Genomic DNA, 14,289 nt, shown 5'->3' on the forward strand with positions numbered 1-14,289 from the left:
CTATAATACCTCCCAAGCAGGTTGATCCTGAATTGACAGAGCACGTTGTGCCGCCGCGATGGTGCGTGCCTTGATGACACAATCCAGCGCGCCTTTATCAACTGCCTTAACTTTCACATCCGTTAGCTCAAAGGCTTGTAACGTCTGTGTGATCACCTGGCGAATTTGTTTGCCAAATTGTTTTTCAACATCCGACTCTAAGTCAATCTGAATCCCATCATTACCTTTCGAAAGCATGATTTGAATGTCAGAGGATTCCACAGTTCCCGCCAACGCGGTTTGTTTAATTTCCATTAATATTCATTCCTTTCTGAATGCGAGCTTGTAGCTCATCAAGATGTTGCTCAATAAAGGTAAAGGTTGTTGCTGGTACAAACGATCGCACAGACTCAAGCGCATTTTCAGCAATTGCCTGACGCACGGCGGTGGCGGTAATCAGCTCACCACTCGCGGTGTGATTTCGTTCAACCACCTTGACCATCACCGCCGGCGGTAATTCTCGCTGGAGCACTTCATTATAGATGCTCGTCGTATGCGAGCGCGGTTCGCTGCCCACATAACGCGTTGAAATAGCCAGCTCCGGGGCAATCTGCTCACGAAATAAGCGAGCATCTAAAGTTGTCTGGTAGTCGATCTGTTGATCCGGCGTCGGCAAAAAATAAGCCGGAAAAGTGGCGTAGCTGACCATGTAATCACCGCCATTAATCACCTTGACCTTCCTCAAATCAGCAGTACCGGCTTTGACCAACTGAACGCGTTGGTCGGTACTAAATAGGGAAGCATCCGTGTTCACAACAAACACATAGACGAGATCATTTTCCTTAGCCGCTGTTTCGACTAAATAACGATGTCCGTTAGTAAATGGATTAGCGTTCATCACAATGCCAGCAACTTTTTTGGTCTGTTGATCAGCCACCCGCGGGATAGCTGCTAAAAAGTCACTAATACCTGTATCGCCGGTTTCTAACAAAGCGGCTACATCACTGTGAGCTAATTCTTTAAAACCCACATGTTGAAAACTCTGTTGATATTGGCGCTTAGTGAAGACAAATAGATGAAAAATCTGGGCTTGGGCTAAGCGATTGATCAACGCCGAAACAATCGTGTTAAAGCGCGCGCCGTTGGTCTCTCCCTCATTGCAAACGCCCACGTATTTCAAAACGTTACCTGCCGCTGAACCAGTCGCCACTAATCGATTATCTTCATAAATGCCTAAAGTAAAGTCAATTTGAGCCGTTTCGCTAGCATCAAAATCTGTAATGCCTAATGACGTTAAAAATGTCATCCATGTCTGCCGTACTTGTGGATCGTGCAAATGCAGATCCACAACCGTTGCTGCCATCGACGCACCATCTCCTTGCTCATCGTTCAAACAATCACATTAAATCGATAATTCAACATGACATTCAGTGAATTCTACAATCACAGTGTAATTCCTCTATCTAAATTTTGCAAATAATCGTTAATTATTTTTAATTCATAAAAACATTATCGCCTTATTTTTAAAATATACGAATCGACTTGTCATTTGTTAAAACTTGTGATGAAATGTATATAAACGAACAAAAAGCGTGAGGCATAATTTATGGATGACGTAAAACATCGGGCTTTACTGGCTAGCATTGCTCAGGATTATTACCTATCTAAATTACCGATTACCGATCTATCAAAAAAATACCAATTGAGCCGTTATTTACTCAGCAAAGCTTTGGACGAAGCGCTTGCAACGGGGCTGGTTAAAATCAGTATCGATGCACCAGTCTCCCGAAATTTGGAATTAGAATTACAATTCAAACGCCAATTTAAATTGGATCATATGTTTATCCTACGTGATAGCGAATCACCGGATAAGGATTCCGCTAATATCATTGACTTTGCCGCTAGCGAGATTCAAGAATTAATTCACCACAGTCATACAGTTGGGATGACTTGGGGCGGCACCGTTTGGAACATCATTGATCATTTTCAAGCTGAGGTTCAAGAAAATCTCGTCTTTACCCAGTTTATCGGGGATAATTTAAAACTCAACACGGCTGCTAGCACGGTCCCATTGGTCCAAAAAGCAGCCGCTAAATTCGACGCGCATTTTGTCACCATGCCAGCACCACTCTATATCCAAAATGACCAAGTCCGCGAACAATTGACTTCAGAGCCAGCCTTTCAAGAAGCCTTTACAGCCGCTGACCAGCTAGATCTCGTGTTTGCTGGTATTGGTACGTTAGCGTCAATCAATAGTATTCCTGTTTGGAAACAATACTTTGCTGATTTGTTTCCGGACGTCTCCAGTCAAGCCATTGCTGGCGTCTTATTTGGCCGGCCATACGACATTAACGGTCAATTACTTAACAGCCAAGATAAAACGATGGGCCAGTCGATGACCGATTTATTAGCCATTCCACGCCGAGTCGCCATCGTGAAAAGCAAATTCAAGAGCCGTGCACTGTTAGGTGCCTTACGTGGTGGCTTTTTAACGGATATCATCACGAATGAAGCAGTGGCCAATCGGGTGTTATTGGAAGCGACGGAATAAAATTTTATTTTTTAGTACGGGGCATAAGTCGGTAAGCGGAACCACTTGATTTATGCCCTATTTGCGTTGGAAATGCCAGTTAACGTCGGTTTTTGTCTGAGGTTAACTGATATCAAATTGCGAATGATTTTATATACATTTTATCTAAAAAGTAGTATTATTTGTATATAAATTTGAAAGGAGTCAATCATTAATTCAACTCAGCGACATCTTACCTATCTGTTGGACACGGCTAATCTGGCCCCGACCAGCGATTTGATTACCATTTTGACTGGTCTGGGAACCCAAGCCAGTTATATTCGCATTACCCTGTCAAAAATGAAGCAGTCTGGACAGATTACCTCACCGAAACGCGGCTACTATCAATTAGCCGCTGATGATCACACCTATCTGCAGGCGCTGGAAGAAAAGGTTGGTGAAATAAATCAGACTGATTTTCCCTTAACACTTTTTTTAACTAGTTTTGAAGCAAATCAAGCCACCCAGCGACAACAAACAACGACGCTATTGAAGCGTCTAGGGTTTGGTGCCATGGGTAATGGAACCTACTTAGCAATTGGCGACCGCCGATCAGTTGCAAACACCATTGATGCAAGCCATGTACATGCCTTGCTGACGACAACGTTAACGCCTGCCATCACGGTCACTGATCTCAATCAGTGGTGGGATTTAGCTGCTGTCAAAGTTGCTTTGCGAAACCTTGAGCAGCAACTAAATGAAATTTTCCCATCATTAACCATTTCCCTTACCGATAACTTGGCCCTTCTTCATCAGTACTTACAGCTCATTGATTTAGCGGGTAGCTACTATGTCATTGATCCAATGTTACCGAAAAAGTTAGTTGGCGATGATTGGTTAGGTTACCGCGTCTTACGCCGTCTGATTCAATTAGGACATAACATTGTTGCTCAGGCTGACCCTAAAGGACCGTATGCAGCTTATTTTGATTTTGACTTACTGACTCGAAAATTTTAGGAGGCTATTTCATATGCCAATGATCGATATTTATGCGACTCAAGGAACCTTTACCAATCCACAAGAACTCGCTCAGGCTGCTGCAACCTTGATGATGCAGGTCGAACAAGTTCCGTCCATTCCAATGTTCAAAAATAATACGGCTGGATTTGTTCATGAATTGCCTGATAATACATTTGCCAACGCAGCTGGTGACCAAAATTATGTCCGTGTTCAAGTGTTAACTAACCAAGGTGCTTTAGATCGCGACAAACAGTTGGAACTAACCCAGAAGCTGACTGATTTAGTTGCACAATTCGCTAATGATTCCAGTCTTAAAGCGCGGACTTGGGTGTTATTAACCGAAGCAGTCGCTGGCGGTTGGGGGCTAGCCGGTCACGCCTACACCAATGAAGAATTGGTGGCCAAAGCACGTGCTGATATTGCTGAATTGCAAGGTAAATAAACTTCATTTCAAAAAATGGTGACGAGCGTTTTCAACGCTCGTCGCCATTTTTATTATCTTACCTAAATTAAGTAACTTGATTATTTAAATGCTGCGAACGTCTGATCAATCTCCGCATATTCAGCATCTGAAAGCTGTATGTTTAACGCCTGAACGTTGCTTGTTACCTGGGCTGACTTACGGGCACCTGGAATAACGACAGCTACATCTGGATTCGCTAAGTACCACGCTAAGACAACTTGTGCGACTGTTGCTTCATGTTGTTCGGCTAAATTGCGCACGACAGACACCGCCGCCATCATTGATTTAAATTTGGTGGATGTGAACTGCCCGAACTTATCTGCATCCTGATCCGAATATTTCCCGGTCAATAATCCAGAGGCTAATGGGAAATACGGCACAAACGAAATATCTTGCTCGCGAAGGTAAGGGAATAGATCCTGTTCTGGTCCTCGATGAACCAAGCTATAGTTATCTTCCACAATGTCAACCTGACCATCTCGGTTGGCTTCCTTAATTTGGGCCAAGCTAAAGTTCGACACGCCAATCGCGCGGATCTTACCGGCCTGTTTTAATTTAGCCAAGGCGGCCACTGCCTCATCTTTAGGTGTCTGATCATCTGGAAAATGAATGTAAAAGATGTCTAAGTAGTCAGTCTGCAGTCGTTTTAACGCATCGTCCACCGCTTTAGTCAAAAAGTCCGGATTATTATTAGGCTTCAGATCATTTTCCGGATCTTGAGCCGCTTTGGTCGCTAACACGACTTGATCCCGATTATAATTTTTCAACACTGATCCAATAATCTCTTCTGAACGACCTAGACCGTACATATAAGCCGTATCCAGTAGTTGAATACCTTGATCCAAAGCCGTTTTCACCACCGCATCCCCATCTTCATCAACTAAATGCTGAAACAAGTTATGACCACCAACTTTATTCGTCCCTAAACCTAGCTTAGTGGTCGTCACAGAACTTTTCCCAATTGTCACTTTTGCTGCCATTTGGTTATCCTCCTTGTCTATTTACCATCCTAAATTCATCATAGAAGTTTCAAGACGAAAGTAAACCAATCTGTTCACTGCCATGATCAAATAAATGCACTAAACCGAGACTCAGAGCGAAACAAGCCGGGTGATGTCGAGCACTAGCTGAGTCTGACTGGTTGGCGTTCTTTGCCAATTAGGCAGACTGGGCTAGGCACAGACGTCAGGCTGGTGTAGCTCGACAAAGGACTCAGAGCGAAACAAGCTGGGTGTTACCGAGCCTGAGAAGTTGGCGTCCTTTGCCAATTGATCGGGCTGGGATAGGCACAGGTAACAGGCTTATGTAGCTCGACAAGAAAAGAAAAACAAGCCATTTTTTCAAATTCAAAAATGGCTTGTTTAACTGAATCATTAGAGGAAAATTTTTACCACAATCCTAATACTTTGGTCCAGAGTAGACCCCCGCCAAGCCAAACGATAATGTAAAAGACACCTAAGATGGCATTTAGACGCCACCAATCAGACTGTTTGACATAACCGGCCCCGAAAATAACGGTCGCTGGACCACTTGCATAGTGGGTGGTTGAACTAAATAACGGACCACATAAAGCTAACATGATTGCGGCTAACATTGCAGGCACATGCGCTGAAATAGCTACCGCCAACAAAGCCGCATACATCGCACTAACATGCGCGGTCCCACTGGCGAATAAATAATGAGTATAGAAGTAAAACAGGAATAAAACAACGAGTACTAGCAGCCAGCTGACACCATGAAGGGCAACTCCGATTGACTTGGATAACCATGGAATCAATCCCATCGCTGTCAATTGGTTCGCCAAGAAAATCAGAATCGAGAACCACAGTACTGTATTCCAGGCGCCAGTTTCTTTTAAGACATCCTGCACGGATAGAACACCCGTGATTAGTAGGAGCGTCACGGCAATGAAGGCCACCAACGTCGCGTCCAAACCAATGAAGCTAGAAATAACCCAGAGGAATAATGCAAGCACGAAAACACCACACATGATCTTTTCAGCTACGCTCATCGGCCCCATTTCCGCCAGTTCTTTTTCCGCCCACTCCTTTGCATTTGGCGTTTCCTTGACTTCTGGTGGATACAATTTATAGATAATCCATGGCACTGCAATTAAACTGATGATTCCTGGCACCAAGGCGGCCAAGAACCAGCCGACCCAGGTAATGTTAACGTGCGCGGCCTTGGCCATTGCCACAGCAACTAAGTTTGGCGCCATCGCGGTCATAAACATCCCCGACGTGATAATGTCCCCTTGAAATTCTGAGAACATCAAGAAAGAACCAATTTTTCGTTCAGTCCCATCTTTAGGATTTGAGCCAAAAGTAGTCGCCAACGAATCAATGATCGGAAAGACGATTCCCCCGGCACGAGCCGTATTACTTGGGGTTGCCGGTGCAGTGACTAAATCCACACCAATCAGCGCATAAGCGAGTCCAAGTGTCCGTCGACCAAACAAGCGCACGAAATTTAACGCAACTCGCCGACCAAAGCCGGTCTTAATGAAGCCACGAGAAAGAAAGTACGCCATGGCGATTAACCAGACCACATTCGTACCAAAGGCCGTCACGGCTTTTTCCATCGGGACGAGTCCCAACAGAACAGTCAAAGTCATGCCCAGCAAAGCTACCCCAGCGATCGGCAGTGGCTGCGTGATACACCCAACAATTGTCGCGACAAAAATAGCTAATACATGCCAGGCAGCCAGTGAGATTCCCGCTGGACGAACGGGTGCAATGAACCAAATAACTAAGCCAATAATAATCGGCCAAAGAAATTTTTTATAATTTACCTTTTCTAAACCCATAATTATTCCCCTTATTTTTCATCCGTCGGCGCAGTGAACGCTGTCACATCACGATAGCGCACTGTTTCACTTGATAAGGTCGCTAACATCACCCCAACTAGCAAAGATGCCAGACCTAGACCACTTAAGAATAGAAATGCCATGCTCACGCCTCCGTTTGGACTGATTATCGATCGATGTTCGTCATCTTCAGTGGATCGACCCATTCATCAAATTGCGCCGCGGAAACTTTCCCGGACTTCAAGGCCGCCTCGCGCAAAGTGGTCCCAGCCTGATCAGCCTCTTGGGCGATTTTTGCGCTGTCATGATAGCCGATATGTGGCGATAAAGCTGTCACCGTCATCAGGGAATTGTCGACAAGTTCTTGCATTCGTGTTTCATTGACGGTCAATCCATGAATCATCTTGTCTGCAAAGCCAATCATCGTGCCCCGCAACAGTTCTGCCGATTCAAGAAAGGCGTCGATGAGCACCGGTTTGTAAACGTTCATTTCGAAGTTTCCTTGTGAGGAGGCCATCGTCACCACCACATCATTGCCCATCACCCGCACGGCCGCCATCGTAATCGCCTCGGCTTGCGTTGGGTTAACTTTACCTGGCATGATTGAAGAACCTGGTTCATTGGCCGGAATATTTAATTCTGCATAAGCCGCCCGCGGACCACTAGCCAAGAAGCGGACATCATTGGCAATCTTCATTAAATCGGCCGCTAGTGTCTTCATGGCACCATGAACCACATCCAAATTGGAGTGATGCGCCAAACCATAGAATTTATTAGTATCCGCCGTGAAGGATTGTCCGTAAACGTGCTTCATTCGATTAGCAATATCATCGGCAAACCCTGGCGCGGCGTTTAAGCCGGTACCGACAGCCGTTCCACCCATCGCCAGTTCCAATAACGTATGGTCCAAAGACTTCAAATAATCACGGTCATGTTCCAATGCACTGACCCAACCACTGATTTCTTGACCAAACGTCAAGGGTGTCGCGTCTTGCAAATGGGTGCGACCAATCTTAACTGTTCGCCAATACTGATCCTGTTTTACCTTGAGTTCATCGATCAGATGTTGGGCTGCTTCCTCTAAATTGGCAATCGCCACACTTGCCGTAATGTTCATCGCTGTGGGAAAAATATCATTGGAGCTTTGCCCCTTGTTGACATCATCATTAGGTAAAATTTCAATTGTGGGATCTAACTTTGCCGCTTGATGAGCGACGACTTCATTAGTGTTCATGTTCGTTTGCGTGCCAGAACCAGTCTGGTACACTCGCAATGGAAAGTCCTTCCGCAGTTCTTCGTCATCGAGCGCCAATAACGTATCAATCGCACGCACAATCAATTGACCCTTTGCGGCCTCAATTTGGTCCAGTTCTAAGTTCGCTTCCGCAGCGGCTTTTTTGATTTGCAGTAACGCACGAATAATGGCAATCGGCATAAACTGCCCGGTTGGAAAGTTATTCCGGCTTCGTTCTGTCTGTGGTCCCCACAGCGCATCACTAGGAATTTCAACTGGTCCAATCGTATCTTCTTCTACACGAACATCTGACATTAGTAGTACCTCCATTTTATTGTGTGTTTATTAACAATTGCATATAAAAAAACAGGTTTGATCGTTTCTTGATTGTTCAATAGATCACGATATTTTTGTTATGCTTAAGATAGCGCGCGTTTAATCCGATAGTCAAACACTGCAGGACTGATTAAAAACATTAATATCATCACTGTTCGAACCAGACTTATCTATCTGTCGCTAAGTTTTTTAGTCGGACAAGGCGTCAGCCGCAATGGCCTGTAACGACTTGGCTGATGCAACCATTTTGGCTTGCTCCTCCGCAGACAACGGGACTTCTAAGACTTGGGCGACCCCTTGCGCATTAATTACAGCTGGTGTGCCAATGTATAAGTCATGGAGGCCATATTGACCATCGACCGGCGCGCCAATCGGCAGGACGATGTTTTCGTTATGTAGCACCGCGCGACTCAACCGCATCAGACTTGTCGCCACACCATAAAAAGTGGCGCCTTTTAGACCAATGATTGATCCGCCTTTCTTGCGAGTGGCAGTCTCTAAATCCGACAATTGTGCTTGACTAACGCCCTGTTTAGCAGCCACTGTCAGTAAAGGTTGTCCAGCAATCGTCGCTGCTTGGTAGGCTGCAAATTGACCATCACCATGTTCACCTAAGATATAGGCATCCACCGTACGCAAATCGACAGATAAACGGTTCGCCAATGCCACTTGCCATCGACTAGAGTCTAATGAAGTTCCTGAACCAATCACCCGTTCTCGTGGAAAACCTGATAATTTCTGGGTCGCCATCGTTAAAATATCGACTGGATTAGCAGCGACGATGAAAATACCAGCAAACCCACTCTCGACGACCGGGCCGACAATCGTTTTCAAAATACTTAGATTCTTATTAACCAAATCCAAGCGCGTTTCGCCCGGCTTACGCGGTACGCCGGCTGTAATAACCACTAAATCAGCATCAGCCGCATCTTGATAGGAACCCGGATGCACATTCAGTGGCCCAGTTAGCGGTTGAACATCCTCTAAATCTAAGGCATCCCCATTAACATGATCAGTTTGAATATCAACAATGACCAGCTCGTCAGCAATCTGCTGTTGCAACATTGCAAAGGCATATGAGGACCCAACCGCCCCATCGCCGATCAAAACAACTTTTTGATGTTTGGTTTGATTTGCCAAAGTAAACTTCCTTTCCATTCCATAGCTGTGGTTAAATGAATTTATGCACAAAGATAAATCGTAGAATTCACGGATGCGCAATGAACCTCAGTGGAAATGTTGGCAGCGCTAACATTACAACTCTGATGGTATAACCGTAACCGTTACATCAGATTATAGTCAAACAACGCAGTTCCCATTAAAATAATCTATGTGAATATTTTTTCAAACGGTCAAGGCCACCAAAGGGAGTTCGTGACAAAACTAGCATCTAAATTTTGTTTCCAGATAGTTAACATCCGGAACATAAGTCAAGTGACGCCACCAAAAACGACCTGCCAACGATGAATAATCCATCATCATTCGCAGGTCGTCGTTATCTCGGCACTTACTGACTTATGTCTCGCTCTCTTGGATGTTAAGTAATACACAGCCCAATACTTAGGCTAAGTTCCGCTTTAAAAAGGCCACTGTTTCATCGTACACGTCATCTAAATAACCTTTGGCGTGCCGTGAGCCAGTCAAGAACCGACTTGTAGAGGGAATTTGATGCGCGTTCAACGTTTCTGCCAAACTAATTACACCGGAAGTTGGCACAAATTCATTGAGTGAGTTAGCTAAATACATTGGCCCAGTTTGATCCGTCACATGTAAATATGGCGTCGCATCCTTAAATTGATCCGTTCGCCCGTTGAAGTAATTTGTTACGAACCATTTATAGAAGGAGTCATTCGCACCAGTTTGATCAATTTGAGCACTCGCCGCATTAAAATCTTGCGACGTATCCGGTTTAGCAACGACGGCTTCATGATGTTGTAACCAATCCTCAATGTCGATAATTCCAGAAAGTGAGACGATCGGAATCCCAAATTTAATGCCCATCTCAACCGTCATATTGCCACCAGCTGAAGAACCAACCGCAGCAATTTTACTTTTATCGAAGTCATAGTCACTGTGTTGCAGCCAATCGTAAACGTGGTCCATATCTGTCAAAGGATCTGGGTAATAGCCAGCTGGCGTGATTCGATAGTTGGGCACAACCACCAGGAAGCCCTCATTCGCTAATCGTGTCGCCCAATCGGCATCTTTTGCCTTGTCACCGCGGAACCAGCCACCACCGTGAATATCAATAATGCCACCAAGCAACGACTGATCTTCTGGATAATAAACATCTAATTTCAAATCTAAAGCCGTATCATAGACAACATCTGTTGTTTGAGAAATTTTTGCCATTTATCTCACCCATGCTTTCTGATCATTTCATCATCGTGATCCTAATCTAGGCTTAGCCTACCACCAGATGAGCCACGAAGGGTAACAACTTTACTCAAGGAAGTATCGGGTTATCTTTGCGCGAAGCACTTTTTTTCATCACACTAATACCCTTAGGCAGAAAATGCGATTACGACCTGAGTCAGGCACAAGCTTCCTCTCCCCTGCATTTTTTAGCGTAAATGGGTATACTAGACGAGTGAGTAACTAAGTCTTGTAGAAAAGAGAAGAAAATTAGTCATGATTACTTTAAAATCACCCCGTGAAATTGAAGGGATGCGCAAAGCTGGCGCCATTTTAGCCGGCATGCATATTGGTTTACGCGATATCATCAAACCAGGCATTTCTAGTTGGGAAATTGAACGCTATGCGCTCCGTTATTTAGACGACCATCACGCAAAACCAGAGGAAAAGGGCTTCGAGGGCTACGACTACGCAACCTGTGTCAGTGTGAACGAAGAAGTTTGTCACGCGTTCCCAAGAAAAGCGTTACTCCTAAAAAATGGCGATTTAGTTAAAGTCGATACGGTTATTAGCGTCGACGGCTACATGTCTGATTCTTGCTGGGCATTTGCCGTTGGTGACGTCAGTGATGAAGTCAAAAAACTGATGGATGTTACTAAGAAGGGACTCTATCTCGGCATTGATCAAGCTGTGGTTGGCAACCGAATCGGTGATATTGGTTGGGCAATTCAGCATTATGTCGAAGATGAAATGGGCTACGGAGATGTCCGCGAGTACGTCGGCCATGGAATTCAACCCACGATGCATGAAGACCCAATGGTGCCTGCTTATGGTGAACCGGGTAAGGGCCTCCGGTTACGTGAAGGTATGACGATTACCATTGAACCAATGGTCAACATTGGAGATTGGCGATGTGCACCAGTTGCCGATGATGGTTGGACCGTTCGCACGTTGGATGGCAGTTTGAGTTGTCAATATGAACACACGCTCGTTGTCACTAAAGATGGTCCCAAGATTTTAACCAGTCAAGATCCTGAATTTGACGCTAAATACTTATAAAATTTGTCATTTTACGCAATGCACACAAACGCCTTGGTTCACGAATTGATGGAACCAAGGCGTTTACACTAACTAATTTAAGGGGTGCTGGGTCATGTCAAATACTGGACTCAATCTGACCAACATTCAAGTTACGCAATCTCAACAAAATTTATGCCAACAAGGGCAGCAATTGCGTCAACAAGTCCCTTTTGCCCAGTTAGGTCGTTTTATCCCGCAACAACGAGACCCCACCCTGCTCATGTCACGCATCGCTGACATGCTAGTCCCCGAATTATTGCCGGAACGCTACCGGCGGATGGGTGTCTCATCGTTTACTTTTTTTCGGGGCACTGCTGAACTGATGGCCTATGACCTAAATCACCAAGCCAGTACCCACATCCCCGTGGTTATCTCTGGCGATGCCCATCTAGGCAACTTTGGCTTTTTTGCCTCGCCGGAACGCCGCTTAGTATTCGACCTTAACGATTTTGACGAAGCTGGCGTGAACTCGTGGGAACGCGATGTCAAACGGCTACTTGTCAGTGTCATTTTAGCTGGTCAAGAAAATGATTTTTCTGCCAAAAAGATCCACAAAGCGGTTCGTCATGTCGCTAAAAGTTATCGAAAAGGGATTCACTTTAGTTGCCAACGATCAACATTGGCTCGATTCTATCCGGCAAATGATGTGGAGAGCATTTTATCGGCGGCTCCGACCAGCAGCCCAGCTCGTCCACTCATACAAACGTTTATTGATAAAGCCCAGAAGCGTAACTCTGAACAAGTCGTTAACAAGTTCACTTCACTAACCGCCCATGGTCGACGCTTTATCGACAATGCCAAGATTACTCGTCATACCGATGATGACGTCACTCGCCATATCAACGATTATTTGGCGGCCTATCGAACCACGGTACGATCCGACGTGGCATTATTACTGTCACAATATGCGCTAACTGACGTCGCCCGTCACTGTGTCGGCGTCGGCAGCTTTGGCTCACGGTGCTATTTAGTCCTCCTCACCAGTAACGATGGTAGCCATTTAGTCTTACAAATCAAGGAAGCGCTGCCCACGCGCAAAACAGGTGCAGAACGTCAATTGAATCTGAGCGCGACTTTTGAAGAGAGTGAAGGTCAGCGAATTATTGAGTCGCAAAAAATTCTCCAATCTGCTTCCGACCCATTTCTCGGCTACTTTCAAAGTCGTCATCACAGCTTTTATGTTCGTCAATTTCGGGATATGAAAACATCCGTTGATCTGCATAGTCTAAATTGGCAGCAATTTCACCTCTACGCTGAAGCTTGTGGTCGGTTGCTGGCTATCGATCACTGTCAAACACCGACTGCGCCAATGATTGATGGATACATTGATAACGATAAAGCGTTCGATTTAGCGATGGTACAATGGGCAGAAGCTTATGTACCTCAGGTGGAAGCTGATTACGCCGCGTTCTTGCAGGAACATCCTAATCATTAGCCCAGATGTCTCTTTTGCCAGAGTAATTCCATGGTTAGCCAAACCAGTACCACCAACTTTATTTTCAAACGAAAAAGCCATCCCTTGAGATGGCTTTTGTCGAGCTACGTCAGCCTGATCCTTGTGCCTAGCAACTTGCTAGTGCTCAGGCTCAAAGCGGCTGACTGTGCTCTGAGTTATTTGCTGGTATTCATACCAATCAGCAGGTTAGTGCCGATTAAGCAAAACTTGTTTCACGTGAAACACGCATTATTTTTCTGGACTAATCCAAATTTCAAAACTGTGCGGGGTACTCGTCTCACCCTCCGTTGGATCAGTAAACAACTGATCCACCACCCAATCCATCTTCGGGCTATCAAAGTCAATGCGCTTATGTGGTTCGTTATTCTTACTCATTTGTGGCTCACTCCTTCAGTCTTGTCAGAGTTCTAGTCAACAAAAGTAATTATACAGGTTCAAACGACCGTTCGTCAGTAATCGTGCTCAAAGCATGGTAAAACTTTATAATTAGCGATTATGGTCATAAATAATTGATTAAAATGGTTAGGCAAGCGTATGGTAACAGTATGGCAATGCAGATGTTTGAAAGGAGCTGTAATTATGGCAAATAATGACATGCACATTGAGGGGGTCGACTTTGCTAATTTATCCAAAAACGAGTTGAATCTCTTTTTTGCGATTTTGACGCGAATGCACCACTTACGACGGACTTCCGTTGTTTTTAATTATGATGAACTACAATGGCTAACCGATGACACTGACACCGACTTCAACCAGCTACTCACGACTGTCATCGATCATATCAGTCAGACCAGTACGACTTACGATCTGGGTGATGGACCCGTGAAACATGACTTTTTCAGTAAAATTGGTCTAGTTAACGACCAGCAGATTGTCTCGGTTCAACTGAATCCTGATTTTGAATTTTTAGTTCAAATTGACGAGGCTCACTGGAAAAAATAAGTTTGATTATTGATTGCGATTAATATTTAACCTGTTGATTTTGTACCTAAGCGTGCATCAATCAACAGGTTATTTTTTATCAAAAGCAACCAGAATTTGCTTCATAAAT

At 44.8% G+C, this 14,289-nt stretch carries 15 protein-coding genes; 6 read left to right on the forward strand and 9 right to left on the reverse strand.

The features are described 5' to 3' along the window. Window positions 1-294 (reverse strand): citrate lyase acyl carrier protein, encoded by a 294-nt coding sequence (gene citD / locus AC27FN_RS04940; RefSeq protein WP_487166902.1) that lies wholly within the window; start codon window positions 292-294, stop codon window positions 1-3. Beyond that, window positions 284-1,342, reverse strand: coding sequence for a [citrate (pro-3S)-lyase] ligase (gene citC / locus AC27FN_RS04945; protein ID WP_487166903.1), 1,059 nt, complete (start codon window positions 1,340-1,342; stop codon window positions 284-286). Before citC ends, citD begins: the two co-directional genes overlap by 11 nt. Before the next feature lie 243 nt (window positions 1,343-1,585). Between citC and AC27FN_RS04950 the strand changes: the two genes are divergently transcribed. From AC27FN_RS04950 to AC27FN_RS04960, 3 genes are all read left to right on the forward strand, one after another. Continuing rightward, complete coding sequence (locus tag AC27FN_RS04950) at window positions 1,586-2,530, forward strand: sugar-binding transcriptional regulator (RefSeq protein WP_487166904.1); 945 nt, start codon at window positions 1,586-1,588, stop codon at window positions 2,528-2,530. A 222-nt stretch (window positions 2,531-2,752) separates the two neighbouring features. Further along, window positions 2,753-3,505, forward strand: coding sequence for a PaaX family transcriptional regulator C-terminal domain-containing protein (locus AC27FN_RS04955; RefSeq protein ID WP_487166905.1), 753 nt, complete (start codon window positions 2,753-2,755; stop codon window positions 3,503-3,505). A 13-nt stretch (window positions 3,506-3,518) separates the two neighbouring features. Further along, window positions 3,519-3,950 carry a tautomerase family protein gene (locus AC27FN_RS04960; protein ID WP_487166906.1) on the forward strand — a complete coding sequence of 144 codons (432 nt, stop codon included), beginning with the start codon at window positions 3,519-3,521 and terminating at the stop codon, window positions 3,948-3,950. A gap of 80 nt (window positions 3,951-4,030) precedes the next feature. Here the strand turns inward: AC27FN_RS04960 and AC27FN_RS04965 are convergent, their stop codons facing one another. The 6 genes from AC27FN_RS04965 to AC27FN_RS04990 form a co-directional block, all read right to left on the reverse strand. Next, window positions 4,031-4,951: an aldo/keto reductase gene (locus tag AC27FN_RS04965; protein WP_487166907.1), complete on the reverse strand. Its 921-nt coding sequence runs from the start codon at window positions 4,949-4,951 to the stop codon at window positions 4,031-4,033. 407 nt (window positions 4,952-5,358) lie between these two features. Beyond that, complete coding sequence (locus AC27FN_RS04970; protein WP_487166908.1) at window positions 5,359-6,777, reverse strand: anion permease; 1,419 nt, start codon at window positions 6,775-6,777, stop codon at window positions 5,359-5,361. An 11-nt stretch (window positions 6,778-6,788) separates the two neighbouring features. Then, window positions 6,789-6,920, reverse strand: a complete 132-nt coding sequence (locus AC27FN_RS04975; protein WP_487166909.1) for a hypothetical protein — start codon at window positions 6,918-6,920, stop codon at window positions 6,789-6,791. 23 nt (window positions 6,921-6,943) lie between these two features. Next, on the reverse strand, window positions 6,944-8,326 hold the full coding sequence (locus AC27FN_RS04980) for a class II fumarate hydratase (protein ID WP_487166910.1): 1,383 nt from the start codon (window positions 8,324-8,326) through the stop codon (window positions 6,944-6,946). Between the two features lie 210 nt (window positions 8,327-8,536). Next, window positions 8,537-9,487 carry an L-lactate dehydrogenase gene (locus tag AC27FN_RS04985; protein WP_487166911.1) on the reverse strand — a complete coding sequence of 317 codons (951 nt, stop codon included), beginning with the start codon at window positions 9,485-9,487 and terminating at the stop codon, window positions 8,537-8,539. Window positions 9,488-9,907: 420 nt separating this feature from the next. Continuing rightward, window positions 9,908-10,699: an alpha/beta hydrolase gene (locus AC27FN_RS04990; RefSeq protein WP_487166912.1), complete on the reverse strand. Its 792-nt coding sequence runs from the start codon at window positions 10,697-10,699 to the stop codon at window positions 9,908-9,910. Between the two features lie 279 nt (window positions 10,700-10,978). Between AC27FN_RS04990 and map the strand changes: the two genes are divergently transcribed. Both map and AC27FN_RS05000 read left to right on the forward strand, forming a co-directional pair. Next, window positions 10,979-11,761: a type I methionyl aminopeptidase gene (map, locus tag AC27FN_RS04995; protein ID WP_487166913.1), complete on the forward strand. Its 783-nt coding sequence runs from the start codon at window positions 10,979-10,981 to the stop codon at window positions 11,759-11,761. A 94-nt stretch (window positions 11,762-11,855) separates the two neighbouring features. Next, window positions 11,856-13,217: a DUF2252 domain-containing protein gene (locus AC27FN_RS05000; RefSeq protein WP_487166914.1), complete on the forward strand. Its 1,362-nt coding sequence runs from the start codon at window positions 11,856-11,858 to the stop codon at window positions 13,215-13,217. Between the two features lie 249 nt (window positions 13,218-13,466). Here AC27FN_RS05000 and AC27FN_RS05005 read toward each other — a convergent pair whose 3' ends face one another. Next, window positions 13,467-13,613, reverse strand: a complete 147-nt coding sequence (locus tag AC27FN_RS05005) for a hypothetical protein (RefSeq protein WP_487166915.1) — start codon at window positions 13,611-13,613, stop codon at window positions 13,467-13,469. Between the two features lie 204 nt (window positions 13,614-13,817). Here AC27FN_RS05005 and AC27FN_RS05010 point away from each other — a divergent pair, with 204 nt between their 5' ends. After that, complete coding sequence (locus AC27FN_RS05010) at window positions 13,818-14,180, forward strand: RepB family plasmid replication initiator protein (protein ID WP_487166916.1); 363 nt, start codon at window positions 13,818-13,820, stop codon at window positions 14,178-14,180. Window positions 14,181-14,289: the final 109 nt, after the last annotated feature.

The sequence above is a fragment of the Furfurilactobacillus sp. W61-4 genome (assembly GCF_057545565.1).